General features: G+C 61.7%; 19 protein-coding genes. 11 read left to right on the plus strand and 8 right to left on the minus strand.

All coding sequences use genetic code 11. From position 1 onward, the window contains the following. Positions 1 to 49 precede the first annotated feature (49 nt). The 4 genes from AC07V9_RS20725 to AC07V9_RS20740 are packed head-to-tail and all read left to right on the plus strand — an operon-like array spanning position 50 to position 2,346. Positions 50 to 355 (plus strand): nucleotide pyrophosphohydrolase, encoded by a 306-nt coding sequence (locus AC07V9_RS20725; protein ID WP_495017512.1) that lies wholly within the window; start codon positions 50 to 52, stop codon positions 353 to 355. Continuing rightward, positions 352 to 1,101 carry a methyltransferase domain-containing protein gene (locus AC07V9_RS20730; protein WP_495017513.1) on the plus strand — a complete coding sequence of 250 codons (750 nt, stop codon included), beginning with the start codon at positions 352 to 354 and terminating at the stop codon, positions 1,099 to 1,101. Before AC07V9_RS20725 ends, AC07V9_RS20730 begins: the two co-directional genes overlap by 4 nt. Positions 1,102 to 1,121: 20 nt before the next feature. Further along, positions 1,122 to 1,745, plus strand: a complete 624-nt coding sequence (locus tag AC07V9_RS20735; protein ID WP_495017514.1) for a DUF4136 domain-containing protein — start codon at positions 1,122 to 1,124, stop codon at positions 1,743 to 1,745. A gap of 34 nt (positions 1,746 to 1,779) precedes the next feature. Continuing rightward, the gene (locus tag AC07V9_RS20740; protein ID WP_495017515.1) at positions 1,780 to 2,346 is read left to right on the plus strand and encodes a DUF4136 domain-containing protein; all 567 of its coding nucleotides are present in this window, start codon (positions 1,780 to 1,782) and stop codon (positions 2,344 to 2,346) included. Positions 2,347 to 2,542: 196 nt separating this feature from the next. Here AC07V9_RS20740 and pbpC read toward each other — a convergent pair whose 3' ends face one another. After that, complete coding sequence (gene pbpC / locus AC07V9_RS20745) at positions 2,543 to 4,885, minus strand: peptidoglycan glycosyltransferase PbpC (protein WP_495017516.1); 2,343 nt, start codon at positions 4,883 to 4,885, stop codon at positions 2,543 to 2,545. 98 nt (positions 4,886 to 4,983) lie between these two features. Here pbpC and AC07V9_RS20750 point away from each other — a divergent pair, with 98 nt between their 5' ends. Further along, positions 4,984 to 5,277 carry a hypothetical protein gene (locus AC07V9_RS20750; protein ID WP_495017517.1) on the plus strand — a complete coding sequence of 98 codons (294 nt, stop codon included), beginning with the start codon at positions 4,984 to 4,986 and terminating at the stop codon, positions 5,275 to 5,277. A gap of 201 nt (positions 5,278 to 5,478) precedes the next feature. On the opposite strand, the gene AC07V9_RS20755 is transcribed toward AC07V9_RS20750, so the two are convergent. Next, complete coding sequence (locus AC07V9_RS20755; protein WP_495017518.1) at positions 5,479 to 10,401, minus strand: alpha-2-macroglobulin family protein; 4,923 nt, start codon at positions 10,399 to 10,401, stop codon at positions 5,479 to 5,481. A 413-nt stretch (positions 10,402 to 10,814) separates the two neighbouring features. On the opposite strand from AC07V9_RS20755, the gene AC07V9_RS20760 reads away from it, so the two are divergent. Next, positions 10,815 to 12,155, plus strand: coding sequence for an MATE family efflux transporter (locus AC07V9_RS20760; RefSeq protein ID WP_495017519.1), 1,341 nt, complete (start codon positions 10,815 to 10,817; stop codon positions 12,153 to 12,155). A gap of 203 nt (positions 12,156 to 12,358) precedes the next feature. On the opposite strand, the gene AC07V9_RS20765 is transcribed toward AC07V9_RS20760, so the two are convergent. From AC07V9_RS20765 to AC07V9_RS20790, 6 genes are all read right to left on the minus strand, one after another. Next, positions 12,359 to 13,246 (minus strand): alpha/beta hydrolase, encoded by an 888-nt coding sequence (locus tag AC07V9_RS20765; protein WP_495017520.1) that lies wholly within the window; start codon positions 13,244 to 13,246, stop codon positions 12,359 to 12,361. Between the two features lie 52 nt (positions 13,247 to 13,298). Beyond that, positions 13,299 to 14,483, minus strand: coding sequence for a contractile injection system protein, VgrG/Pvc8 family (locus AC07V9_RS20770; protein WP_495017521.1), 1,185 nt, complete (start codon positions 14,481 to 14,483; stop codon positions 13,299 to 13,301). Positions 14,484 to 14,764: 281 nt separating this feature from the next. After that, a complete protein-coding gene (gene speA, locus AC07V9_RS20775) occupies positions 14,765 to 16,678 on the minus strand; it encodes an arginine decarboxylase (RefSeq protein WP_495017522.1) in 1,914 nt (637 codons plus the stop codon). Positions 16,679 to 16,883: 205 nt separating this feature from the next. After that, positions 16,884 to 17,255 carry a translation initiation factor Sui1 gene (locus tag AC07V9_RS20780; protein WP_274134086.1) on the minus strand — a complete coding sequence of 124 codons (372 nt, stop codon included), beginning with the start codon at positions 17,253 to 17,255 and terminating at the stop codon, positions 16,884 to 16,886. A gap of 186 nt (positions 17,256 to 17,441) precedes the next feature. Continuing rightward, positions 17,442 to 17,987, minus strand: a complete 546-nt coding sequence (locus tag AC07V9_RS20785) for an NUDIX hydrolase (RefSeq protein WP_495017523.1) — start codon at positions 17,985 to 17,987, stop codon at positions 17,442 to 17,444. 3 nt (positions 17,988 to 17,990) lie between these two features. Next, a complete protein-coding gene (locus tag AC07V9_RS20790) occupies positions 17,991 to 19,085 on the minus strand; it encodes a DUF2333 family protein (RefSeq protein ID WP_495017524.1) in 1,095 nt (364 codons plus the stop codon). Between the two features lie 482 nt (positions 19,086 to 19,567). On the opposite strand from AC07V9_RS20790, the gene AC07V9_RS20795 reads away from it, so the two are divergent. The 5 genes from AC07V9_RS20795 to accC all read left to right on the plus strand — a co-directional run bounded on the left by AC07V9_RS20795 (position 19,568) and on the right by accC (position 25,637). Further along, the gene (locus AC07V9_RS20795) at positions 19,568 to 21,226 is read left to right on the plus strand and encodes a diguanylate cyclase (protein ID WP_495017525.1); all 1,659 of its coding nucleotides are present in this window, start codon (positions 19,568 to 19,570) and stop codon (positions 21,224 to 21,226) included. A 58-nt stretch (positions 21,227 to 21,284) separates the two neighbouring features. Next, positions 21,285 to 23,093: a protein-disulfide reductase DsbD gene (locus AC07V9_RS20800; protein WP_495017526.1), complete on the plus strand. Its 1,809-nt coding sequence runs from the start codon at positions 21,285 to 21,287 to the stop codon at positions 23,091 to 23,093. A gap of 164 nt (positions 23,094 to 23,257) precedes the next feature. Further along, a complete protein-coding gene (gene aroQ, locus AC07V9_RS20805; RefSeq protein WP_074751988.1) occupies positions 23,258 to 23,710 on the plus strand; it encodes a type II 3-dehydroquinate dehydratase in 453 nt (150 codons plus the stop codon). 80 nt (positions 23,711 to 23,790) lie between these two features. After that, positions 23,791 to 24,255, plus strand: a complete 465-nt coding sequence (gene accB / locus AC07V9_RS20810; protein ID WP_495017527.1) for an acetyl-CoA carboxylase biotin carboxyl carrier protein — start codon at positions 23,791 to 23,793, stop codon at positions 24,253 to 24,255. A gap of 17 nt (positions 24,256 to 24,272) precedes the next feature. Beyond that, the gene (accC, locus tag AC07V9_RS20815) at positions 24,273 to 25,637 is read left to right on the plus strand and encodes an acetyl-CoA carboxylase biotin carboxylase subunit (RefSeq protein ID WP_495017528.1); all 1,365 of its coding nucleotides are present in this window, start codon (positions 24,273 to 24,275) and stop codon (positions 25,635 to 25,637) included. Positions 25,638 to 25,818: the final 181 nt, after the last annotated feature.

Raw genomic sequence — 25,818 nt, forward strand, 5'->3', positions numbered from 1 at the left:
TTCCATGGCCGATCCCCCTGAAGCTACGCACCTTCAGGAGACCCGCCCCATGAACCTCGACGAACTCACTCAACGCTTGCATCGCATTCGCGATACCAACGACTGGCGGCCATTTCACAGCCCCAAGAACCTGGCCATGGCGGCCAGCGTGGAAATGGCCGAGCTGGTTGAAATCTTCCAGTGGAAAACCGAAGACCAGTCCCGTCAGCTGCCTGCGGACGAGTTGACCCATGCCGGTCAGGAAGTGGGTGATATCGTGTTGTATCTGCTGTTGATGTGCAGCGAACTGGGGCTGGACATGAACGAGGTGGTGCGCGCCAAACTGGCTGACAGCGAGCGGCGGTTCCTGAAATGAGCGATCGTCATTTCGACCAGCTGGCGACACGGTTTGCCGAGAAAATCTACGGCGGCGCCAAGGGTGCCATTCGTCTGGCCGTGCTGCAGGCTGACCTGAAAGAAAGCCTGCCGGACCGCCCCCTGCGCGTGCTGGACATCGGCGCGGGCCTTGGCCACATGTCGCTGTGGCTGGCGCAGCAGGGTCATGACCTCACCTTGGCCGAGCCCGCCGAGCCTATGCTCGAAGGGGCGCGTCAGCGTTTCGCTGAGGCCGGGCAGTCGGCTGCCTTCATTCAAGCGCCCTGGCAGGCACTACCGGATATCCTGGACGAGCCTTACGATCTGGTGATCTGCCACGCCGTGCTCGAATGGCTGGACGAGCCCTTCACTATCCTCCCGGTGCTGCGTCAATTGACCAATGCCGAAGGCTGGTTGTCGCTGGCGTTTTACAACCGTGATGCGCTGATTTATCGCAATCTGCTCAAGGGACATTTTCGCAAGCTGCGACGCAACACACTGGCCGGCGAAAAACAGAGCCTGACCCCGCAGGAACCCCTTGATCCGCGCGAATTAGCGGCGCAACTTGATGCTATGTGGCGAGTCGAAACCCAGAGTGGCATCCGGGTTTTCCACGACTACATGCCGGTGGAGTTTCAGGCCAAGGCTGAACTGGCGGATTTGCTGGAAATGGAACTCGCACACCGACGCCACCCGAGTTTCGCCGGACTGGGACGTTATCTGCACTGGATGTGCCGACCTGTTTGAGGCTATCTGCGGAGACCATCATGAAACGCCGTCTCGCTTTGCTCCCGCTCTGCCTGGCCCTCGCCGCCTGCCAGAGCCCCAACCCCTACACTGCCGTTTCTGCCGCGATCCCGCCTGCACCGCCGCAAGCGAATAACGCGATCGACATGAGCGCCTATCCGGCGGCGCCCCGGGATTTCGGGCGTTATCGCAACTGGACCTGGCTCAACAATCAGTTGCCACCGGGCACGCAATGGGCCGATTCGGCGCAAGTGGCCGAAGCGGTGAGCAACGGTCTGGACCAGCGTGGCCTGCGCCCTTCGCAGAACCCACAGGCCGCGGATTTGCGCGTGGCGGCTGACACGCATACCGAAACCCGTATCCGTCAGGTTCGCGACGACTATTACGACCCGTACTACGGCGGCGCGGGCGTCGGCTATTACAACGGTTATCGCAACGGCTATGGCGGTTACGCCAGCGTGCCGATCGTGCGGACCTATCAAGAGCAAGTGGTCGTGGTGCGCATCAGTCTGTTCGATGCCCGCAGCGGCCAGCCCGTGTGGAGCGCCAGTGCCGAGACCGGCAGTGGCGGCGATCAGTCCGATCGCGCCAAAGCGTTGCGCCAGGCGGTGCAGCGCGCTTTGACCGCCTACCCACCCTCGTAGGGTTCTGCGCCCTGCGTCATCTCGGAGAACCATCATGTTGCGCTGTATCGCTGTCGTGTGTGTTGCCCTGCTGCTCAGCGCCTGTCAGACCGATCGGGTCAATCGTGACTTCGACGCGCAGCGCGACTTCGGCGGGTATCGAACCTGGGCCTGGAAAGAGCCGGGCCTGCAATATCAACCCAATGACCCACGGATCAAGAGCGACCTGACCGACCAACGCATTCGTCAGTCGGTCGGCGAGCAACTCGATCAGCGCGGCCTGCGCATGGCTGCACCCGGCGCCCGGGCCGATGTACAGGTGCAGGCCTGGCTGATCGTCGAAAACCGCCAGCAGATGGTCACCACCAACTACGGCGGTGGCGGCTATTGGGGCAACCCGTGGGGCGGTTACTGGGGCGGCCCGATCGGCACCGAGACGCGTAACGTCGATTACAAGGTCTCGACCCTGCAGATCGACATGCTCGACGGCAAGGACGGCAAGCTGGTGTGGCGCGGCAGTACGGAGCAGGTCGTGAGCGACAGCACCGCCAACCCTGCGGCCCGCGAGCTGGCGTTGCGTCAGACTGTGCAGAAGATCCTGCAGCAGTATCCGCCGCATTGATGAGCGGGTGACCCACACGCGCAGTGTGGGTCTACCCCCCTACCCTGAGGGGGCGAATTCATTCGCGAAGCGGTCGTTCAAACGACAGATCAGCGACGTCTGTACAGGACTCTCGCGAATGAATTCGCTCCCACAGGAAGCCGCGTCCCCTCCCCGCCGCGAATGATCAGAATTCAGGGAAGTCTGGCGCTAGCGCTCAATCCACCACACTGAACTCCACCCGCGCGGTTTGTCCGCTTTCATCGAGCACGCTCAGTTGATAGCGCCCCAGCCGACTGAAGGTGTGGGTGTAGCTGTCCTGATTAGCCGTATCGCCCACCGGCGCGCCATCAATGAACCACCAGCGACGACCATTGCCGCCCAGCGCCGACAGCTTCAAACGCAGTTGCTGCTGACTGCCCGTTGGCAAACGCAGCTGATCGCCTTCGCGCACGCCCACGATCGAGATGGGCGCAGCCAGGCTCAAGCTTTGCGGCGGGCAAGAGCGGTCGACAGCAGGCAATCGCGCCTCTCGCCGCTCAGCTTTTGGCAACCACGGCTCCAGTGGCGCGGGCCACAGCGCGATGTCGCGAGGTTCAGCCTGTGGACAACTGGCGCCAACACGCAGGCCCTTGTCGTTGACCCAGACTTTTTCCAGCAGCCCCAATCCCAATGGCTGATCGGTGGCCTGCAAGGTGGGCGGCGTGGTGCCGTCTAGTGTCCAGGCAAAACGCTGGCGTCGGCAGTTGGGGTCGGTCTTGCTCATGGTTTGCCCCAGCGGCCAGCAGATGGCGGCAACGCCCACGCTCAGCGGCACCGGCTGCACGGCAGGCAGGATGTTGCGCTGGGCATCGCGGTTCACCAACAGGTCGTGCACCTGCAGCATCAAGGGGGCTGCCGAGGCCAGGCCGAACTGCCCCGGCACCGGCGTACCGTCAGGCCTGCCGATCCACACGCCGATCAGGAATCGCGGCCCCACGCCAATCGACCAGGCATCGCGAAAGCCATAGCTGGTGCCGGTTTTCCAGGCCAGTTGCGGGCGTTGCACCAGCTCGGCGTGAGGGTCCAGATCGGGACGCGACTGGCCGCTGAGAATGCGCCGGATAATCCACGCTGCACCGGGCGACATCATCGGCCGATCACGCAGGCGATCTTCCGGTTGCAAGCGAATGTCGGCGCTGCGCCCTGCCCTTGCGAACGCACTGTAGCCGCCCACCAGATCCTCCAACCGACTGCCCGCGCCACCGAGGATCAACGCCAGGTTCGGTTCAGCCAAAGGCGGCAAGGTCAGCGGCACCCCGCCGTTGCGCAACTCGGCGGCGAAGCGTTTCGGGCCGTACGCCTCCAACAGTTGCACGGCGGGCAGATTGAGCGACATCGACAGCGCCGAACTGGCCGCCACGGCACCGTTGAAACCTGAAGAGAAATTCCCCGGACGGTAGTCGCCATAGCGTCGCGGCACGTCTTGCATCAGCGATTCGGAATGGATCAACCCCGCGTCCATCGCCTTGCCATACAGAAAGGGTTTGAGCGTTGAACCCGGAGAGCGCAGCGCATTGACCATGTCTACGTGGCCGAAGCGTTTGTCATCGCCGATGTCGACAGAGCCCACATAAGCGCGCGTGGCCATGTTCTCGGCCTCGACCACCAGAATCGCCGCCGAGGTGCGCTCGGGCAGACGCGCGCGCCAGCCCAGCAGCAGGTCTTCGAGGCGACGCTGCAAACCGGCGTCCAGTGTCGTGCGGATCAGCGGCGGACTGTTCGGCCTGTTCAGGCGACGGGCCAGCAACGGCGCCAGGCTTGGCTCCTGTCGCGGAGCGAGCAGCAGCGGTTCTTCCAGCGCTTCGTTGACCGACTGCTGCGGCCATTCGCCGAACTCGGCAAGCCGGCGCAGCACCTTGTCGCGAGCGGCCTGCGCCCGTTGCGGATGGCGATCCGGACGCAAGCGGCTCGGCGCCTGCGGTAATACCGCCAGCAATGCGGCGTCGGCGCGAGTCAGTTGTTGCGGCGACTTGCCGAGGTACGCCCAGCTCGCAGCCGCCACACCTTGCAACGTCCCACCGAAGGGCGCGCGATTGAGATATAAACCGAGGATTTCCTGCTTGGACAGATGCCACTCCAGTTGCATCGTTCGCCACAACTGGCGCAGCTTGCCGGGCAACGTGCGCGAATGCGGGTCGAGCAAGCGCGCGACCTGCATCGACAAGGTGCTGCCGCCGGACACCACGTGGCCGCCGCTGAGGTTCTGCCACGTCGCGCGCACCAGCGCCATCGGGTTCACGCCAGGGTGCTGATAGAACCAGCGGTCCTCATAGGTCAGCAACGCGTCGAGGTAAAAAGGCGAGACCTGATCGACCGTTATCGGGTAACGCCACACGCCATTGGCATCGGCAAAACGCCACAGCGGCGTGCCATCTTCAGCCAGCACCACACGGGCCAGATCGTCTTTGGGCAAGGGCAGCGGCCAGATACGATCGGCCAGCCAGAGCAACGCCATAAGCAGCACGACACTGACCAATAGCCAACGCATAACGCGCAGGCCAAGAAATCCACGCATCATGCCAGAGAGCCTTTATGCTTCAGGGAACTCGCCCCGCCAATCGACAGCCAAAGCGAACAATCCCTAATCCGTTTCACCCTCTTCATCAGGAAGCCGACATGCAGGTAGAAAGCGTTTTCGAATGGCTGGGCCAGGTAATCGGGGCCGTGATCCGCTTTGTGGTCGACGGCTTGAGCTGGTTGTTCAACATGTTCACTCATGCCGGTGGCAATTTTGTCGACGGCCTGTCGCGCACCCTAGGCATGGACACCTCGCTGATCAGCATCGTGGCCCTGATCATCGGCCTGATGCTGCTGTACTCGGCAATCCGCGCATTCATGCGCGCCTCGATCATTCTGGGGATCATCTGGCTGTTTCTGGGGTTGTGGTTGTTGAGCTGGATTATTCATTGATCGGGATGCGGTCGGTGACATTCACACACTTCAACTGACACACCGCAATACCCTTTGGGAGCGAATTCATTCGCGAGAGGGCGGTGCACCCGATACGCACCTGTCGGCTGTACCGCCCTCCCGCGAATGAATTCGCTCCCACAGTCAAACCGCATACATCAGGCAAACCGAGACCGAACCACGATCGCGGTTTTACCTACTTTACTTCTTCCCTTTGACCACCAACTGCGCAGGCGCATCGCCCAGTGCCTGCCAGTTCGGCCGGTACATCGACTCCACCTGCGGTGGCGGCACACGATAGATACCCGGTGTCACCGCCCGCGCCAGATACAGCAGGTGCACGGTGTTGAACCCTTGCAGGTCCACTGCCGCGACATAACGATCGCCGCGGAACTCCTGATGTTTCAACCCGGCGTTCTCCATCGACTCACGCCACTGCTTCACAGACTCACTGGCGTCTTCCAGGCTGGCCGCGCTTTGCGCCAGGTTCTGGTTTTCGATCTCAAGGCCCGCAGGCAGCAAATCCACCACCAGCGCATCCGGTACGCGCTCCTTGGATTTGAGCTCCAGATGCACCAGCACCAGCTCCCCGCTCTTCAACGCATTGAGGTTCAGCGCCTCGCCGTCCATCCCCAAGTATTCGCGACGAATCGCCAGGTTCTCGCCACCGGCCGCAGGCGGCTGCGACGGGTACCCGGAAATGGTCATCTGCTGATACAGCGTGGCATCGCCAGTGTTCTGCACGGTCAGCGGCGAGGCCAGCACCGAGCTGTCGAGCTTCACGCCCGGCTGGTCATTGCTCAGCTCGCGATTGTTGCTGCCGCTGTTCAGGGTCGCTGCCCACTTGGCCTCTGGCTTGCCGAGCAGGTCGCGCCCGGCGAGGAACAGCGAGTTGCGCTCCTGAGTGGACAGATAACGGCTGGCGGCAACCTGATCGGACAGCGCAAACAGCCGCTCCTCGACCTTGTCCGACGCCAGTTTGTTCTCTTCCAGCAATGACAGGATCAGCGCCTGATCGCGCAACGGGCTGCCGTAATCGGCCAGCCAGTCGTTGGCCTTGCGACTTGCCGCCAGGCCCGCCATCAACGCCTGATCGGCCCGTGGTTTGTCGCCCATTTTTTCCAGCGCGATGGACAGCTGCACCAGCGGCAGGCCCGAGCGTGCGTCGGTGCGACGATCGAACAGGCTGCGCAACGCGCCCAGCGGCGCTTGCTGGCTGCGCGACAACACCAACCCCGCATAAGCCTGCACGGCAAAGCGAGTGTGCTCGGCGTTTTCGCTGTAATTGACCTCGATCTGATTACGCTCTTGCAGGTAGCGCAACAGACGCTCGTTGGCCTTTTTCAGCGCATCCGGTGGCACGGCAAAGCCCTGATCGCGGGCACGCAGCAGGAAGTCGGTGACGTACGCCGTCAGCCAATACTCCTCTTCGCCGTCCGCGCCCCACAGGCCGAAGCTGCCGTTGTAGCGCTGCATGCCGATGAGGCGTTCGATGCCGATCTCGATCTTGCGTTTGCGCTCGGCATCCGACTCGCCTTCCAGGCCCAGACGCTTGAGGGTCGCGGCGTCGGCGTAGAGCGACGGATACAGGCCGCTGGTGGTCTGTTCCAGGCAGCCATACGGATACGCCTTGAGGGCGCGAATTTGCTCGCCAAGGTTCAGCGGCGGACGGCTCGACACCGACAGCAGCGCCTCACGCCCCGCCGGCTCGAACGCATCGAGTGCGCCGTCCGGCAGGCTCCAGGCCTGATCCTTGAGCACCGCGCGGTACTGACGCAGCATTGCGGGGTACGCTGGACGCACGCCGATGTTCCACTCGCGGCTGAACGCCGGCAGGCTCTCACCCGGCAGATCCAGACCATTGACTGTCACCCGGATCACGCCTTTGCCGAAACCGCCCTGCGCCTTCACCGGAATCTGCAACGTGGTGCGCTGGCCTTGATTCAGGCTGACGGCTTTGCTGCCATCCCCCTCACCCAGACTCAGTTGCCCATCGGCTGTGACCTGCACGTTGAGCTTCTGCGGCTTGCCGGAGAGGTTCGAGAGGTCCAGCGCCACTTTGGTCTGGTCGCCACCGGCCAGGAAGCGCGGTGCCGACAGCTCGGCAATCAGCGGCGCGGCCACGACGGTTTTCGCTTCGGCCATGCCATAGCGCTCGTCGGTCCAGGCCTGCGCCATGATGCGCAGTTCGCCGTTGAAGTCCGGGATGTCAACGCTGACTTCGGCGTCGCCCTGTTCGTTCAAGGTCACCGGCGCGCTTTGCAGGGCGACGATGGTCACGCTGGTTTCCGGACGCTTGCCGCCCTTGGCCAACGCCGCGTCACCACCGAAGGCAAGACTGGCCAGACGGTTACGCCCCGCTTCGATCAGCTGACCATAGATGTCGAGCTGATCGGCGCCGTATTCCTTGCGCCCGAACAGGCTGGCGAACGGGTCAGGGGTGGCGTATTCAGTGATGTTGAGTATGCCCACGTCTACCGCTGCGACCAATACGTGCACGTCTTTCGGGATCGAGCCGTCAGCGTTCCTGGCGTTGACCTTGAGTTTGAGCGGCTGCTTGGGGCGCATCTTCTCAGGCGCGGTAACCGTCAGCGCCAGCTTGCGTTGCGAGCGGTCCAGCGGCAGGTGCAGCACGCCAACAGCACGTTTGGGCGTGACGTTGGCCTTGCGCTCACCGGGGCGAATCACCAGCGCGCTGACGTACAGATCGTGGCGCGCCCACTTTTTATCCACCGGCACGTCGAAGGTCTTGCCCTCGGCAGGCACGTCGATCTCTTGCCACCACAACGGGCCTTCGCTGGATTCCACCAGCAGATAGCCCTTGCCCGCCGACGGCGGCGTGACGGTCACCTTGGCCGTGTCGCCATCGGCGTAGGCTTTTTTATCCAGGGCCAGCTTGACCTGATCGGGACGCACGGCGCCGCCCTCGGCGTTGTCCTGCCAGCGGTAACCGGCCCAGAAACGCACGCTGCTGACGATACCGGTGGCCGGGTCTTCGACCTCGACGCGATACGGGCCCCACTCCACGGGGAAGCTGACCTTGGCCGTGGAATCCTTCTTCACGCTCAGGGTTTCTTCGGACAGGTTCAGGTACTTCTCGTTGTAGTGATAGCTCCAGCCATCGCTCTCCGAGTAGTTCCAGTAGTAGTCGCGACGCTCGCGAATCAGCCGCACCTTGAGGTTATCGGCGGCCAGTTTGTGGCCTTGGGCGTCGGCCATCAGCACTTCGAATTCCACCGGTCCATCGCCATCGGCGGCCTCGCCGTCGAACAGGCCACGCAGGCCCGGCATCGAATCCGCAGGCCAGACCGGTTGGGTCAGACGCCGAGTGATCGGACGCCCGCCCGACTCTTGCAGGCTGGCTTGCAGCACCAGTTGCAGCGGCGAACGGGCATTGGCCCACTGGCTGTCGATGCTCAGATCGAGCTGACCATTGGCGTCGAGGGTGCTGTCTTCGATCTCCAGATCCTGCTTGAGGTCTTCTTCAGTGATCGAGCCGAACTCATACCCCGGCAATCCCGGCACCGCTTCGCGCAGCGGGCGCACATACAGCTGGCCGGTCAGGCGATTGCCCGACGCAGGCGCGCCGTAGAGGTAGCGGCCATTGATGGAAATATCAAACGGCGCGTCAGGCGCCAGTGGCGTGTCGCTGCCTTTGAGTTCGAGGGCCATGCGCTCAGGCAGGAAATCCTCGACCTGGAATTCGTAGAGCTGAGGCTTGCCGTCACCTAGGTCGAATACCAATTGCCAGCGCCCGGTCGGGGCTTCGTCCGACAATTGCAGCTGATACTGGTACAGCCCGGTGGCGTCGGCTTCCCACACGAATTTGCGACTGACCTGCTCATCCGGACGACGCACTTGCACGGTGATCGGCTGAGGTTTCACACCCTTGCCGTCGTTGTCCCGCAGCAGGCCGTTGAGCAGCACGACTTCGCCGGGGCGATACAGATCGCGAGGGCCGAAGATGAAGAACTGCAACGGATGGGCCTGAGGGCCCGTGATGTCGAACTCGGCCAGGTCCAGGGCCGCGCTGTTCAGGCGCAGCATGCTGGTCTGTTCAGACTGCTTGGCCAACAGCACTTCAGCCTTGGCCGGCAGCGGCAGTTCGGCGTGACCGGCGTTATCGGTCTTGCCCTGACCGACCACGCGGCCCTTGTCGTCGTACAGTTCCAGGTCGACGCCGCTCAGCGCCTTGCCGCCTTCCAGCGCCTGGGTAAAGACGTCCAGACGATTGCTGTAACGGTGCGCCGACAGGCCGATGTCGCTGAGGGTGAACAGCGTCGCGGGCTGCGAATAGTTGTAGGTGCCCGAGGCGCGCATCACGGCCAGGTAAACGCCCGGCTGTTGCAGCTGCTTGAGCCCGGCAATCGGCAGCAGCACGGTTTCCCGGGTGTTGCGCGCAGGGTTCAGATCGAAACGGCCGCCATAAACCAGATCGGCCATGGGCAGCAGCTCCTTGGATTCATAGCTTTGCAGGCTGGACGAGCCTTCCCAGGCACTCAGGAAAGCCGGCAGCGAATCAGGCTTGATGCGAAAGAACTCGACATCCACCTTGTCCACGTTCAGCGCGATCACCGGCAGCCCTTCGGCCAGACGCGTCGGCAAAAGACTGCCGCGACTGGCGAATCCCACCGTGGCTTGCAGGTCGGAAGTTTCCAGACGCGCCGAATATTCTGCCGACAGGGTGTTGTTGTTCACCGCCACCAGACCCGGATCGATGGTCAGCACCAGTTTGCGCTTGGGCTCAAGGTGGCGCAGGCGCAGCTCCATGAGGTTGTCCGACAGCTCCCAGGCCCCATCGACCTTGCCGTTGACGCTGTCCACCAAGTGCACTTTTTCGGCGAACTTCTGGTCAGGGTTCAGCGGCACGGAAAAACTCAGCGACAGCGTACTCGCGCCGTCGAGCTGGATTTCCGAGGCGTCCACCACCGTCAGCTCACGCCCGGCGTAGCGCTTGCTCAGGGCGGGCAGATCGATCGCAGGTTTGGGCCTGGCCGCGTCCACCGCTGCGGCTTGCGGCGCAGCAGGTTGTGCGGGGGCAGGAGCGGGTTTGTCGGAAGTGGAGGAATCGCAGGCACTGAGCAGTACCAGCGCGCAGGCCAGGAACAATCCTTTGTTAAGCATGAGGCACTCATTGGCGGCAGTTGTGATGAGGAGCAGCAGTTATAGCACTGCAATCGCGATCGTAAAGCGCGGCGCCGAGATAGACATTGGGATTGTGCGTTTGTTCGCAGGGTAATCGCGGCGTGCCTGCACTTGATCGACTTCTGGGCCACCGCTTCGCTGCCGTCGTAACCTCCAACGTCTCCCACAGGTTTTGTGTCGTGCCTTGATCTGGCGTACACCCGCTTTCGCCTCGCATGTCAGTGGGGGCTGCAATCTTCGTCACGCCACTGTGTCTGTAGGAGACGTCGGAGGTTACGACGGCAGCGAAGCGGTAGACCAGCAAACGGCAATGCCCGGCCAAATTCATACAGTTTGATCGGCGTCTCGCTACAATGCCGCCCTTCCCGCTCACCTGAACCCATCGAGCCTCCATGTCTCATTTCCTCTCCGACTGGCGCCAGCGCACGACCCATCGACAGGTGTGGGCGCTGGCGGCGCCGATGATTGTGTCGAACATCTCGGTACCGCTGGTGACGCTGGTCGACAGCACGGTCATCGGCCATCTGCCCCATGCCCATCAGTTGGGAGCGGTAGCGGTCGGCGGCACGCTGTACAGTTTTCTCGCCTGGGCCATGAGTTTTCTGCGCATGGGCACCACTGGCTTTGCCGCGCAAGCCGCAGGGCGCAACGATGGCGCGGCGTTGCGGCAAGTGCTGCTGCAAGGCCTGCTGCTGGCGATGGGCTTCGCCGTATTGCTGGGGGGGATTGGCTTGCCGTTTCAGCACCTGGCGCTGCAAATGATGCAGCCCTCCCCCGATCTTGAAGACCTGACTCGCGACTTCTTTCACACCCGCCTGCTGGGACTGCCCGCCGCCCTGGCGAGCTATGCGCTGGTCGGCTGGTTTCTGGGGCTGCAGAACGCGCGAGCGCCGCTGGCGATTCTGTTGACCACCAATCTGGTGAACATCGCCCTCAACCTGTGGTTCGTCCTCGGGCTGGATTGGGGCGTGGTCGGCAGCGCTCGCGCTTCGGTGGTGGCTGAGTGGATCGGCGCACTGCTGGGCCTGGCGCTCACCCGCAAGAGCCTGCGCGACTATCCGGGGCAACTGATGCTGGCGGCCCTCAAGCGCTGGCAGAGCTGGCGGCCTCTGCTGGCGGTCAATCGCGACATTTTCATACGCAGCCTTGTGCTGCAATCGGTGTTCTTCCTCATCACTGTGCAAGGCGCCCGTTTGGGCGATGCCACGGTTGCAGCCAACGCCTTGCTGCTCAACGGCCTGCTGCTGACGGCCAATGCCCTGGATGGCCTCGCCCATGCAGTCGAAGCCCTGTGTGGCCACGCCATCGGCGCGCGGGACAGGGAAGCGCTGCGCCGTTCGCTGAATGTGGCGACGGGCTGGTCGCTGATCTGCAGCGTGGCGTTTGCGGTGTTCTTTGTGCTGGCCGGGCATCTGTTCATCGAGATGCAGACGGACATCCTGGAGGTGCGTGAAATCGCCTTTATCTACCTGCCCTACCTCGCCGTGCTGCCGCTGGTAGCGGTGTGGAGTTACCTGCTCGACGGCTTGTTCATCGGCGCCACCCGCGCCCGGGAAATGCGCGATGCGATGGTCATCACCGCTCTCATCTCTGCCCCCCTTGCCTGGCTCGCCAACACCTTTGGCAACCATGGCTTGTGGATGGTGTTTCTGCTGTTCATGGCGTTGCGGGCCGTGACGCTGGGCTACATCGCCAGAGGTTTGAATCGCAGTGGCGGGTGGTTTCGACAATGACAATACTGAATTCATGCCGAACATCTGGCTGCGTTTGATTCTGCCCGGAGGGCGTAGGAGCTTGGCTTGCCAGCGATCTGGCGCGCAGCGGCAGTAAAATCAGGCACCGCGTCGTGCCAGGCTGATGGAATCGCCTGTGTTTGCTGCCGGTTCCCGGCAGATCGCGAGCAAGCTTGCTCCTACGCCCTCCGGGCAGAAGCGGTTCATCTGCCGTTAGCAACGACCGACGTACGATCCTGCCCTTGAATGAACGCCACCACCTCGTCCAGCACCGGCGCCAACCCCCGCATCGGGCGGGAGAACGCTGCGATCAACGTGCCATGGCCCGGTTTGGAGAAATACAGCTCGCGCACTGACACACCCTCCTCACGCAAACGCCTGGCCATACCACCGGTATTGCGCTCGGGATTGACCAGCGTGTCGTCCTTGGCGGCCATCAACAACGCGGGGGGCGATGCGGCGCTGACGTGGTTGATCGGCTGAGAGTCAGGCGGTGAATTCGGAAAGAAGAATACCGGCTTCACCTCGGGGTTCTCGATGGGCAGAAAGTCATAAGGCCCGGCCAGGCCGATCCAGCCCCTGATCATCGAAGGCTTCATGTTCAAAGCCGCCAGCCATTTGGGGTCGAGAGCCAGCATTGCCGCATTGTAGCCACCAGCGCTGTGGCCCATCACATACAGACGCTGCGGATCACCGCCGTACTGGCGAATGTGCTCGCGGGTCCAGCCCACCGCCCGTGCGCTGTCGTCGAGAACCCCCTGATAGTGCACCTGTGGATAAAGCCGGTAATCGGCCAGCACCGCGACGATGCCCTGTGACGCCAGCGCCTCGCCGACAAAGCTGTAATCGCTGCGCGAACCGCTGTTCCAGCTGCCGCCATAAAAGAACACCACCACCGGCGCGTCGGCCGCCGCATTGACCGGCGTATAGACATCCAGGCGGTTGCGCGGATCGTTGCCGTAACTCAGGTCCGATGCCTTGTTGAAGGTGCCACCGGGCGTGAAGGCGTTGAGCACCTTCAAGGGTGAACAGCCGAGCAACAGACCCAACAGGCCGGCGACAACCAATATGCGTATCGCAATCCTGATCATGGTTCGTTCTCTTGGCCGGTCTGGGTTTAAGACTGCGGGCAACGGCGCTAATTCAGGGCGTGCTCGCTACGCTCTCGCGTTCGGCCTCCTCGATGGACGACAGCATGATGCGCAACCCGCTTAACGAGATGGTGTTGGCGTCGATGGTCACCTGACTGCTGCCGACCCTGAAATGCATTTCGTTGTGCTGCGCCATGCGCACGATGAACTGATCGTCGACCGAAAACTGCTGCGACTCGTCGAGGAACATCGCCTTGTCGATACGCGTGGTGATCACCCGGCGCGGCACCGGGACACACTCTGCGTGGGCGCGGGGATTGATGTCCGGGTCCCACAGCCGATCGCTGATGTAGGGTCGGCCCGGATCGCCATCGCGAAAGCTCACGACCACCTCCATGCCGCCCCACCAGGGCTGGTGCCCCTGGGCCAACACCAGATCCACGGGAATCCAGCAATCGTTGAAACGCGCGCCGTCGCCTTGATTGCTCCAGTCGAACCGCACCTTCAGGCGTCCTTCGTCGTCCGCCTTGACCGGCTCGAACAGGCCGCCCACCACACACGCGCGCTGCATGCTCATTCGGGGGGCCAATGGGGCAACGGCAGACTGGGTCTTGTTCTGAGCTGACTCCTCGGCAGGGCTGGCGGTGGGCTCGCTTTGCGGGTCATCGGTGAAGACGACCACGTGACGATTGCGCGAGTGCAGGAAGCCATAGTGCATGCCCTCTTCCTCGCACAAGCGCTGCACCAGCTGCAGATCGCTCTCGCAGTATTGCGCGCAGTAATCGCGTTCCAGACAGGGCCGCTTGCGCTGCCAGAGATAGCCATCGCTGTCGATGCCGTGCTCGCCAAGCACCTGGGTGATGATCTGCTCGGCGTCGAGGCCCTGAAAGATTCGCTGATTGTGCCGGTAGGCCATCAGCCCGAGCCGCGGCCCCAGCGTAACCCGGTAACGGCAGGGCCCGGCGAGCAGCAGGTTGCTCGACCGCGATTCGGTCGTGCTGCGCACGATGCTTTGAATGTGCCCGTGAACACCGGACGCCGACTCGCCAGCATGCAGATACGCCGCGCTGAACAATAGCTCGTGGGCGTCCAGTGCGCCGGTCGGGTGGATGATATCGAGGGTAAAAACGTACGGCTGACTGGGCGCCTCGCTGCTCTCGCAGGCCAGGACTTCGAACGAGTATCTGGGGCGACTGACCTCCAGTCGCAGAGGCATGGCGTGAGCGAGCGGTTGCATGGTGGGGGAAACCTCGGCAGGCAGATTCTGGCGGCCGGGATTCTGGAGCAGAACATCCGTGAAGTAGAGGGGGTAAACGCAGAACAGGAAATGGCCTACAGCGCTGGACAGAAGGTCAGCGGAAATCTGTAGGAGGACGCTGACCCTTGCCAACAAGGCGGCGGGGTAGGCCATCTGTGGGAGCGAAATTATTCACGATGGGTTCGTACCCCCGACAAATCTCTATCGGCTGAACCATTTTTCGCGAATGAAATCGCTCCCACAGGGAGTAGAGCAACGCCTTACGACGACAAGTACGAAGACCGCGTCAGGCCCAGGCGCAGGGCGTCCAGATACTGCGTGCGCTCACGTGGGGAGATGCGTGCACTGGCCACTTTGTCGCGGTAGTGGGTCATCAGCTCTTCCGGCGAGAGGTGCACGTAACGCAGCATGTCTTCGATGGTGTCGTGGGTTTCGATACCGGCCGAATACGCGCTGCCATCCTGGTTCTGGTAGATGTTTACCGAGTCGGTGTCACCGAACAGGTTGTGCATGTCGCCCAGAATTTCCTGATAGGCACCGACCAGGAACACGCCCAGCAGGTAGTCTTCGCCTTCGTTGAGGGCGTGGACCGGCAGGCTGGTCTCGATGCTCTGCTCGTCGACGTACTGGTTGATCTTGCCGTCGGAGTCGCAGGTCAGATCCTGCAGCACGGCGCGACGGTTCGGCTCCTCATCCAGACGATGCAGCGGGATGATCGGCAGCACTTGGTCGATCGCCCAGGTGTCGGGAAGGCTCTGGAACACCGAGAAGTTGCAGATGTACTTGTCGGAGAGCTTGTCGTTGAGTTCGTCCAGCACCTGACGGTGGGAACGCTGACGCGCTTTCAGCGAGTTGTGCAGGCGGCGGCAGACCGCGAAATAGCACTGCTCGCCCAGGGCTTTCTGGGCCAGGGTGATCTTGCCATCGGAATACTGGGTGGCGATGTCGCTCATGTAGTGCGTCGCGCGCCAATAGGTCTCGGTGACCATCTCGATGTCGGTCGGGCCGAGCAGATCGATCAGCCACTGCAGGGTTTCCGGTAGGCTTTCCTTGTCTTCGATCACCGGTACCTCGTCGTTGTGACGCTCGACGTCAGTGACCTGAATCACCAGCATCGCGTGGTGTGCGGTCAGCGAGCGGCCGCTTTCCGAGAAGATGTGCGGATGCGGCAGCCCCTGGGCGTCGCAGAACTCCTTGAGCATGCCGACCACGACACCGGCGTAGTCGTCCATGTCGTAGTTGATCGAACTGGCGTTGCGCGAATGGGTGCCGTCGTAGTCAACGCCCAGCCCGCCGCCAACGTCGATGTGATCCACCGGCAAGCCGAGGTTGCGCAGTTCGCCGTAATAACGAATCGCTTCCTTGAAACCGTGCTGGTAGTCGGCCAGGTTGGCGATCTGCGAACCCATGTGGAAGTGCAGCAGACGAATGCCCTGATCCAGGCCCGCCTTGGTGAAGCGCTCGACCACCGACAGCAATTGCGCCGCCGACAGACCGAACTTGGACTTCTCGCCCCCGGTGTCGGCCCATTTGCTCGACGCCAGCGACGACAGGCGCACGCGCAGACCCACCTGTGGCGCGACCTTCAGCTCGGCGGCCTCTTCGATGACCAGTTCGACTTCGGATTCTTTCTCGATGACGATGAAGACGTTGTGGCCCAGTTTCTGGCCCATCAGCGCCAGGCGGATGAACTCGCGGTCCTTGTAACCGTTGCAGACGATGGTGCCGCCTTTCGGGGCCAGCGCCAGCACAGCCATCAGCTCAGGCTTGGAGCCGGCTTCAAGGCCAATGGAGACGTTTTGCGTGGCGATGATGTTTTCCACCACCGCTTCCTGCTGGTTGACCTTGATCGGGTAGAGGGCGGTGTATTTGCTCTGGTACTCAAGGCGCGCGATGTTCTCGTCGAACGCCCCGGTCAGCTGACGCACGCGGTCTTGCAGGATGTCGGGGAAACGCACCAGCAATGGCAGGGACAAGCCGCTCTTGCGCAACTGCTCGACCTGCTCGTACAGGTCGATCGGCGCACTGCCTGGCCCATTGGGGCGAACTTCAACACGGCCGGCTTCGTTGATTGCAAAATAACCAGCCCCCCAATGGCGAATCCCATAGACACTGCGGCTGTCCGCCACGGTCCATTGGCTGCCATCGTCTTTGCGTGTGCGTCGTACGGACATCGAAGTCCCCTATATAAAAGTCATGAAGCCCAGGCCCTGACGGCTCGGCGCAGTGTATAGAGTGCAAATGACGGTTTGGCGCCAGCCCGCATGGCTCAGTAGACCCACGGCACGGACCAGAGTTTGTTTGAAAACGGGCCTGACCGTGTAGCTTCTGGCAACCGCCCAACCGAAAACGAAACCAGAGGCGATTCGACGGGACGGGTCAACCGCCCGACTTCTTCGCCTTGAAGCCCTGTTTGACCAGTTCGGCCAGCAGCGTCTCGACGTGATCGCCCTGAATCTCGATCACGCCGTCCTTGAGCGCACCACCGGTTCCGCAACGTCGTTTGAGCGTAGTCGCCAGCTCCTTGAGTGCATCTTCAGGCAGCGGCACGCCCGTGATGGTCGTGACCGTCTTGCCGCCACGGCCTTTGCTTTCGCGGCGCACGCGGGCGATGCCATCACCTTCGGGGATCACGGATTTCTTGCAGATGCAGGCGTCGACAGGCTGGCGGCATTCGGGACAGTGCCGTCCGGCGTCGGTGGAAAATACCAGGCCACCGAGGGCGGCGAAGGATGCGGCTTTTTTGGCCACTGGCAATCCTCTTCTTGAGGACCAAAGTCTGGTCGGGCAGACGGGTTTGAACCTGCTCTGCGGAGCCGACCGCGAAGCCCCACTCAAGCAGGGGCAGCGCAACCGGACCGTGCAGACAGTCCGGCGTGAAAAGGCGCGCAGTGTAACGGCAAAAAGCGTCGCTGCTAAGTGCAAATATGCGCCAATTTACGGGACTTTTGCGACGTGACCCAAATAGCGCTTCAATGCGGCCAGAGAGTCCGGGCAATAAGGCTTTTCGACGGTTTCGCGCAGCACCTGATCGATACCGATGAAACGCGCTTCGAGCACTTCTTCAGGCTGCAGTTTCAGCGGCCCGTCCCAGACTGCCGAGAACACTGCGCACCACAAGCGGTTATCGGGTTGGTCGAAGAAAAACTGCTCATGGGCGGTCAGTTCGACACCAGCCACGCCCAACTCTTCTTCCAGCTCACGGGCCGCCGAGAGCGCGTAGCTTTCGTCGGCCTGAACCATGCCGCCCGCCGCAACGTCCCAGTAGCCGGGATAGATCGCCTTGCTCAGGGTGCGACGATGCACGCACAGCTCCCCGGCGGAGTTGAACAGCAATATATAGGTGCCTCTCCCGATCAACCCGCGCTCGCGCAGCTCGGCGCGGGGCAGTGCACCCAACAGTTGATCGTGACGGTCGACCCAGGCGATCAGCTCAACGTCGGAAGCCGCGCGGTGCGCGACTTCGCTCTCGGACACCGACATCGATCAGCCCTGCGACAGCAGCTGACGCAGGTCGATGACGGCTGCGTTGGCACGAGACAAGTAGTTGGCCATGACCAGCGAGTGGTTGGCGAACACGCCGAACGGGCTGCCGTTGAGAATCACCGGGCTCCACATCGGCTCTTGCGAGGCCTCCAGCTCACGGATGATCTGACGCACACTCACCGTGGCGTTCTTCTTGGCCAGCACATCGGCGAAGTCGACTTCGATGGCGCGCAACAGGTGAGACAGCGCCCAGGCCTGACCGCGCGCTTCATAAAACACGTTGTCGATCTGCATCCACGGGGTTTCAACGATCTCCTCGTCAACCTGCGGCACCTCACCCGGTTTCACGGAAATCGTGGCCTGGGATTCAGTCTTCAGGCTGGTATTGAGCTTCACGCGGCCAACGCTGGCCGACAGGCGCTGCGACAGCGAACCCAGACGCGTGCCCACGTCGCCCAACCAGTTGTTGAGGTTGTCGGCACGGGTATAGAACAGGGCGTTTTTCTGGTTCGGGTCGGACAGGCGCGCCTGATAACGGCTCAGTGCCGAGATGCCGTCGCGGTACTGAGATTCGCTCGAGGGCAGAATCCAGCTGCGGTTGTCGAAGTTGAACAGCGGCTCGGCCCGGGCCAGATCGCCGTCTTCAGCCGATTGCGACTGCGAACGGGCGAAGTCCTTGCGCAGAGCGCGGGTCAGGTCGCGTACCTGAACCAGCACGCCGTATTCCCAGCTCGGCATGTTGTCCAGCCACAGGCCAGGCGGGAAGCGATCGTTGGAAATGTAGCCGCCGGGCTTGTCGAGCAAGGTCGACACGACGGTTTTGAGGGTTTCGACGGTGGTGTAGCCAATCACCATCTGCTTGCCTTCACGCTCAGCGGCCGCTTGAGCGTTCTGCTGGACCGGAAACATCGCAGGCTCGCTGCTCCACCAGATGCCGAGCGCAACGGTGATCACCAGGTAGATCCCCACCACCGCACCCACTGCACGGCTGAAAAACAGACCACCCCAGTAGCCGCGGGGTGCCTTGCCTATCGGCTTGTCTTCAACACGTTCACCTGCGCCCGAGGTTTCCGAGCGTTTCTTCCAATCCAGCATGGCCTTGTCCTTTCAATCACGGAATTCAGTGCTTCTGACCGCAACCTTACAGCAAGGTGCGTTTGTCAGGAACGCGGGGGATGGTCCATATGCGTAATCGGCAGGTCCGTAGGCGTCATGCTCCGGGTGAATAGGGATGAGCACTCTGTGGGAGCGCATTCATTCGCGGTGGGTCCGTACATCCTATCCATCTCGATTGGCTCACCACCGCATCGCGAATGAATGCGCTCCCCGAGATTCGCCTCTCTAGGAAAGGTCGGCAACCGACTTGGTCTATAGGGCATTACCTGATGGTTGAGAGAATCCGTTGGTCGCTTTTCTGTCAGAACTGGCACGCTACTAGCTTGAAAAGATGGAAATTTGACGCAAAAAACCGCGAAAAAATGACAACAAAATGACTTACGGCGCACTTGAGCCTAAAAAGTAGTGCTAGCATAGCGCCAGCATTTGTATCGGGGTTTCCCCTATTAAGTAGTCAGGACATGACCGAAGCAGAAGATCCGAGCCGCGACCGCCTCAAGCACCATTTCGCTCAGCGCGTTATCCATCAGGCACGCCAGATTCTTGAGGTCTGGCAACGCCTGCAGCAAAGCGAATGGACAGCGGCGGATCTTGCCGAACTCAGCGACGCCAACCAGCGCCTGCTGCGTTTCGCCGAGCGTTTCGAACAGGCCGAACACGCCCAGCTGGCGCGCGGCATCAGCCACTCCCTGTTACAGGTTGAAGCCAATCGCGGTCGTCTGAGCAGCGCACTGATCACCGATCTCAATCGTTTGATGCAGCGCCTTTCGCGCACCGGGTTACGCCATGGCGACAAACTGGAGCACACCTCACTTCCTCCTTTGCGCAAACCCGTCTACGTGATGCTTCAGGACCACGAGCGGGGTGAACGGCTGGCCAAGCAGCTGGAATTCTTCGGGCTGGCCGCGCAGTCGTTAGACAGCATTCAGGCATTTCACGCCACCCTGGCCGAGCGCTTGCCGGCCGCCGTGGTGATGGACGTGGACTTCGGCGGTGAGGGCGAAGGGCTGAAACTGGCGGCCAAAATGCAGGAAGGCCTGGAGCAGAAGCTGCCATTGCTGTTCTTCAGCCATCACGAAACCGACACACCCACGCGCCTGGCCGCCGTGCGCGCCGGGGGTGAGGAGTTTCTGACCGGCACACTGGAAGCCTCCAGCCTGCTGGAAAAAATCGAGATTCTCACGCGGGTCGCCCAGTACGAACCTTATAAAGTGCTGATCATTGACGACTCCCGCGCCCAGGCCACGCACACCGAGCGACTGCTGAACAATGCCGGTATCGTCACCCGCACGCTGTTCGACCCGATCAAGGCGATGTCCGAACTGGCCGAATTTCAGCCGGACCTGATCATCCTCGACATGTACATGCCCGGCTGCACCGGCACCGAACTGGCCAAGGTGATTCGTCACAACGACCGCTATGTCAGCGTGCCGATCATTTACCTGTCGGCCGAGGACGATCTGGACAAGCAGCTGGATGCGATGAGCGAAGGTGGCGACGACTTCCTCACCAAGCCGATCAAGCCTCGCCACCTGATCACCACCGTGCGCAACCGCGCCGCTCGCGCACGCAACTTGAAAGCCCGCATGGTGCGCGACAGCCTGACCGGCCTGTACAACCACACGCACATCCTGCAACTGCTCGAAGACTGCAGCTTCCGCGCCCGCCGCGAGAGCAAGCCGCTGAGCTTTGCCATGCTCGACATCGACCACTTCAAAAAAGTGAACGACACCCACGGCCACCCCATGGGCGACCGGGTGATCAAGAGCCTGGCGCTGTTCCTCAAGCAGCGCCTGCGCAAAACCGACTACATCGGCCGTTACGGCGGCGAAGAATTCGCCGTGGTCATGCCTGACACCGACCTGAAATCGGCCTACGGCGTGCTCGACGAAATCCGCCGTCGCTTCGCTGAAATCCATTACCCCGCGCAACCGGCGGACCTGTTCTGCACCTTCAGCGCAGGCGTGGTGGAACTGGGCGAGCACGACGACGCGCTGATGATGGCATCCCAGGCGGACGACGCGCTGTATCGCGCCAAAAAGGCCGGGCGCAATCAGGTGCACACGTTGCGCGAAGACCTCATGCACGGGAAAAAGCCTGTGCCGGTGGACGTGGTTTAGCCCGGATCTCTATCAATCCTGCGCTATCATGCGCGGACCTTTGTGATGCGAGACCGCCATGCGCCGCCTGCTTTGCCTGATATTGCTGACCCTTGCCCTGCCCGCTTTCAGCGCAAGTCTTCTGGACAGTCGGCCAAACGCAACGCTGGGCAGCGCAGCCATCGATAACAGCAAGGACTTCCTGCCGGTTCGTCAGGCCTTCCAGCTGAACCTGTTCGACACCTCGCCCGAATCGATCAAGCTGCAGTTTGTCGCCACTGAAGGCTATTACCTGTATCGCCACCGTTTTCAGTTCCGCACCGAACCCGCCGACATCGGCCTGGGCGCCGCGCAGCTGCCTGACGGCGAGAAAAAGCACGACGAGTATTTCGGCGACGTCGAGGTCTATCACGGCATTCTCGACATCAACCTGCCGCGCAAAATCGGCGATAACCGGCCCTTCACGCTGGTGGTGACCTATCAGGGCTGCGCTGACAAAGGCCTGTGTTATCCGCCTGAAACCGAACGGCTGAGCATCGGCGGTAGCAGCGCCTCATCCAATACCTCTCCACTGGCCAGTGATCCTCCGCTCGCAGGCGACAAGACCGAGGTGTCGTTCAGCTGGAAACAACTGGCCCTGTTTTTCCTCGCCGGCATCGGCCTGACCTTCACACCGTGCGTCTTGCCGATGCTGCCGATTCTCTCTGGCGTGGTACTGCGCGGGCAGGTTGGCGGGGTGCGCGGCTTCTCGCTGTCGTTGGCCTACGTGCTGCCGATGGCGATCTGCTTTGCGCTGCTGGGCGCATTGATGGGCCTGTTCGGCGCGAGCCTCAATTTGCAGGCGCGTTTGCAGTCAGCCTGGGTGCTGGTGCCGTTTGCGCTGTTCTTCGTGATATTCGCCATGGCCATCTTCGGCGTGTTCGAGCTACGCCTGCCTCTCGCACTCAATGACCGGCTGGACCGCATCGCTGGCAACACCCAAGGCGGTTCGCTATGGGGTGCGGCGGTGTTGGGCGTGGTGTCGAGCCTGCTGGTTTCCCCCTGCGTTTCGGCGCCGCTGGCAGGCGCTCTTCTTTATATAAGTGCCAGTGGCGATGCCGTGGGCGGTGCATTGAAACTGTTTGCCCTGGGCCTGGGAATGGGCGCGCCACTGGTGTTGGTGGCCACCGGGGGCGCCGCCTGGCTGCCGAAGAGCGGGCCGTGGCTGGTCACGGTCAAGAACGCAATTGGCGTCCTGCTACTGGCGCTGACGATCGGCTTGCTCAGCCGGGTCATTCCGGGGCCGATCACCCTGCTGCTGATTGGCCTGCTGTGGGCCGGCGTCGCTGTGTTTCTCGGCGCTCTGGAGTTCATCGAAAAAAACACCCGTGGCCGTCTTGCGCAGCTGCTCGGTCTGTTTTTGCTCGTCTACGCTCTCTGCTGCTGGTACGGCGCGCTCAGCGGGCAGACTGATCCGCTGCGGCCTCTGGGCCGGATTTCATCCACTCCAATTGCCGGAGTTACAGGCGAAAAATCCGCGGATCAGTGGGAAACCGTCAAACAGGTCAGTGAGCTGAAACAGATCCTTGCCGACGCGAAAAGCAGCGAAAAACCGGTGTTGGTCGACTGGTACGCCGACTGGTGCATCAGCTGTAAGGTGATCGAGCATGAGGTGCTGCCGGACCCGAAAATTGTCAGCCAACTCAAGGGTTTTCGTCTGATTCGCTTCGACATGACTGAAAGCAGCTCCGAGCAGCGCGCCCTGCTGGATCATTACAAATTGTTCGGTCCACCCGCCCTGCTGTTTTTCGGAAAAGACGGGAACGAGCTGACAAATGTACGAGTTGTCGGCGAAATCGACGTGGAAGGCTTCTCTGCGCGCCTTTCTAGAGCAAATGACCAAATTTAGCGGATTAGTCACAAACTTTTCGCGAACATCGGACATCGTGCTGACATTGTCGATATCCGGGTCGGTAACTGGACAGTCCATTGCGCTTTCCGGCATAGTCGCTGCGCATCAGCTGCTCGTACCCGTGTATGAGCGTCGACAATGCACACAACAAGGAACACACGATGGCGACTTTCCTGGTTCTGCACGGACCTAACCTGAACTTGCTGGGCACCCGCGAACCGGGCATCTATGGCTCGATCACGTTGGCCGACATCAACCAGGATCTGGAAAAGCGTGCGCGCGAAGCCGGCCACCATCTGATGTACCTGCAAAGCAATGCCGAGTACGAATTGATCGATCGCATTCACGCTGCACGCGATGAAGGCGTGGACTTTATTCTGATCAACCCGGCTGCTTTTACTCACACAAGTGTCGCAATACGTGACGCGTTGCTGGGAGTGAGCATCCCATTCATCGAAGTGCACCTCTCGAACGTGCACAAGCGAGAACCTTTCCGCCATCACTCCTACTTTTCAGATGTCGCTGTAGGAGTGATCTGCGGCCTTGGCGCCAGCGGTTACCGACTGGCCCTGGAGGCTGCCCTGGAACAACTGGCCACCCGTTCGAAGGCCTGAACGGCGCAGTCTCGCACTGAGCCACACAGCCCGAACCGGCTACCGAATACCCCTGACCGTCCCTTGGGAGTTGATGATTGATGGATATCCGTAAAGTCAAGAAACTGATCGAACTGCTGGAAGAATCTGGCATCGACGAGCTGGAGATCAAGGAAGGCGAAGAATCCGTCCGTATCAGCCGCCACAGTAAAACCCCAGCCCAGCAGTATTACGCGCCGGCCCCTGTCGCCGCGCCAGCTGCAGCGCCTGCACCGGCCGCAGCGCCCGCCGCAGCAGCTCCAGCCGCTGAAGCCGCCGCACCCAAGCTCAACGGCACCGTTGCCCGTTCGCCAATGGTCGGCACCTTCTACCGCAAAGCTTCGCCCACCTCGCCAGCCTTCGCCGAAGTCGGCCAGACCGTGAAGAAAGGCGACACCCTGTGCATCGTCGAAGCGATGAAAATGATGAACCACATCGAAGCCGAAACCAGCGGCGTGATCGAGTCCATCCTCGTCGAAGACGGCCAGCCGGTTGAGTACGACCAGCCGCTGTTCACCATCGTTTGAACCGCGGAGTGCCTCTGATGACGAATCCTGCGAAGTTGGAAAAAGTGCTGATCGCCAACCGCGGTGAAATCGCTCTGCGGATCCTGCGTGCCTGCAAAGAGCTGGGCATCAAGACCGTCGCGGTGTACTCCAAGGCCGACAAGGAGCTGATGCACCTGGGTCTGGCTGACGAGTCCGTCTGCATCGGTCCGGCATCGGCTGCTCAATCCTACCTGCACATTCCTGCGATCATCGCGGCCGCCGAAGTCACTGGCGCGACGGCAATCCACCCGGGCTACGGCTTTCTGGCTGAAAACGCCGACTTCGCCGAGCAGGTCGAGAAATCCGGTTTCGCCTTCATCGGCCCTAAAGCCGACACCATTCGCCTGATGGGCGACAAGGTTTCGGCCAAGGAAGCGATGATCAAGGCGGGCGTTCCGACCGTTCCCGGCTCCGACGGCGCGCTGCCGGAAGACGAAGAAGAAGCGCTGCGCATCGGCCGCAAGGTCGGTTACCCGGTGATCATCAAGGCCGCTGGCGGCGGCGGTGGTCGCGGCATGCGCGTGGTGCACAAGGAAGAGGACCTGATTTCCTCGGCCAAACTGACCCGTAGCGAAGCTGGCGCAGCCTTCGGCAACCCGATCGTCTACCTGGAGAAGTTCCTGACCAACCCACGTCACGTGGAAGTTCAGGTGCTGTCCGACGGTCAGGGCCATGCGATCCACCTGGGCGACCGTGACTGCTCGCTGCAACGCCGCCACCAGAAGGTGCTTGAAGAAGCGCCGGCCCCTGGTATCGACGAAAAAGCCCGCGCCGAAGTGCTGGCTCGCTGCGTCAAGGCGTGCATCGACATCGGTTACCGCGGTGCCGGTACGTTCGAATTCCTGTACGAAAACGGCGCGTTCTATTTCATCGAAATGAACACTCGCGTTCAGGTCGAGCACCCGGTTTCTGAAATGGTCACCGGTATCGACATCGTCAAGGAGATGCTGAGCATCGCCGCTGGCAACAAGCTGTCGTACACCCAGGATGACGTGAAGATCCACGGCCACGCGCTGGAATGCCGGATCAACGCTGAAGACCCGCGCACCTTCATGCCGAGCCCTGGCACGGTCAAGCATTTCCACGCACCGGGCGGCAACGGTGTTCGCGTCGATTCGCACCTGTACAGTGGCTATGCCGTACCGCCGAACTACGACTCGCTGATCGGCAAGCTGATCACCTGGGGCGCCACCCGCGACGAGGCCATGGCCCGCATGCGCAACGCTCTGGACGAAATCGTGGTCGACGGGATCAAGACCAACATCCCGCTGCACCGTGATCTGACCCGCGATGAAGGCTTCTGCAAAGGCGGCGTCAACATCCATTACCTGGAACACAAACTGGCCGGTGAGAATCACTGATCCGTCAGTCGACGTTGCAGACCAACAAAGCCGCTTTCGAGCGGCTTTGTTGTTTCTGAAGATTTCGCAATAAACACTAGGATCAACCAATCCCTGTGGGAGCTTCTGGAGGTTACGACAGTGGCGAAGGCGGCGTGTCAGACAAACACCTGCAAAGGCGCACCGCTTTCGCTGCCGTCGT

Source organism: Pseudomonas sp. GW821-FHT02A11, assembly GCF_059421985.1.

Bases quoted from the DNA above. Each gene is read 5' to 3' on its own strand.
- AC07V9_RS20770 (WP_495017521.1), bottom strand. From the start codon at position 14,483: ATGCAACCGCTCGCTCACGCCATGCCTCTGCGACTGGAGGTCAGTCGC.
- AC07V9_RS20795 (WP_495017525.1), top strand. From the start codon at position 19,568: ATGACCGAAGCAGAAGATCCGAGCCGCGACCGCCTCAAGCACCATTTC.
- AC07V9_RS20760 (WP_495017519.1), top strand. From the start codon at position 10,815: ATGTCTCATTTCCTCTCCGACTGGCGCCAGCGCACGACCCATCGACAG.
- accC (WP_495017528.1), top strand. From the start codon at position 24,273: ATGACGAATCCTGCGAAGTTGGAAAAAGTGCTGATCGCCAACCGCGGT.
- AC07V9_RS20740 (WP_495017515.1), top strand. From the start codon at position 1,780: ATGTTGCGCTGTATCGCTGTCGTGTGTGTTGCCCTGCTGCTCAGCGCC.
- AC07V9_RS20785 (WP_495017523.1), bottom strand. From the start codon at position 17,987: ATGTCGGTGTCCGAGAGCGAAGTCGCGCACCGCGCGGCTTCCGACGTT.
- AC07V9_RS20755 (WP_495017518.1), bottom strand. From the start codon at position 10,401: ATGCTTAACAAAGGATTGTTCCTGGCCTGCGCGCTGGTACTGCTCAGT.
- AC07V9_RS20790 (WP_495017524.1), bottom strand. From the start codon at position 19,085: ATGCTGGATTGGAAGAAACGCTCGGAAACCTCGGGCGCAGGTGAACGT.
- pbpC (WP_495017516.1), bottom strand. From the start codon at position 4,885: ATGATGCGTGGATTTCTTGGCCTGCGCGTTATGCGTTGGCTATTGGTC.
- AC07V9_RS20730 (WP_495017513.1), top strand. From the start codon at position 352: ATGAGCGATCGTCATTTCGACCAGCTGGCGACACGGTTTGCCGAGAAA.
- speA (WP_495017522.1), bottom strand. From the start codon at position 16,678: ATGTCCGTACGACGCACACGCAAAGACGATGGCAGCCAATGGACCGTG.
- AC07V9_RS20725 (WP_495017512.1), top strand. From the start codon at position 50: ATGAACCTCGACGAACTCACTCAACGCTTGCATCGCATTCGCGATACC.
- AC07V9_RS20735 (WP_495017514.1), top strand. From the start codon at position 1,122: ATGAAACGCCGTCTCGCTTTGCTCCCGCTCTGCCTGGCCCTCGCCGCC.
- AC07V9_RS20800 (WP_495017526.1), top strand. From the start codon at position 21,285: ATGCGCCGCCTGCTTTGCCTGATATTGCTGACCCTTGCCCTGCCCGCT.
- AC07V9_RS20765 (WP_495017520.1), bottom strand. From the start codon at position 13,246: ATGATCAGGATTGCGATACGCATATTGGTTGTCGCCGGCCTGTTGGGT.
- aroQ (WP_074751988.1), top strand. From the start codon at position 23,258: ATGGCGACTTTCCTGGTTCTGCACGGACCTAACCTGAACTTGCTGGGC.
- AC07V9_RS20750 (WP_495017517.1), top strand. From the start codon at position 4,984: ATGCAGGTAGAAAGCGTTTTCGAATGGCTGGGCCAGGTAATCGGGGCC.
- accB (WP_495017527.1), top strand. From the start codon at position 23,791: ATGGATATCCGTAAAGTCAAGAAACTGATCGAACTGCTGGAAGAATCT.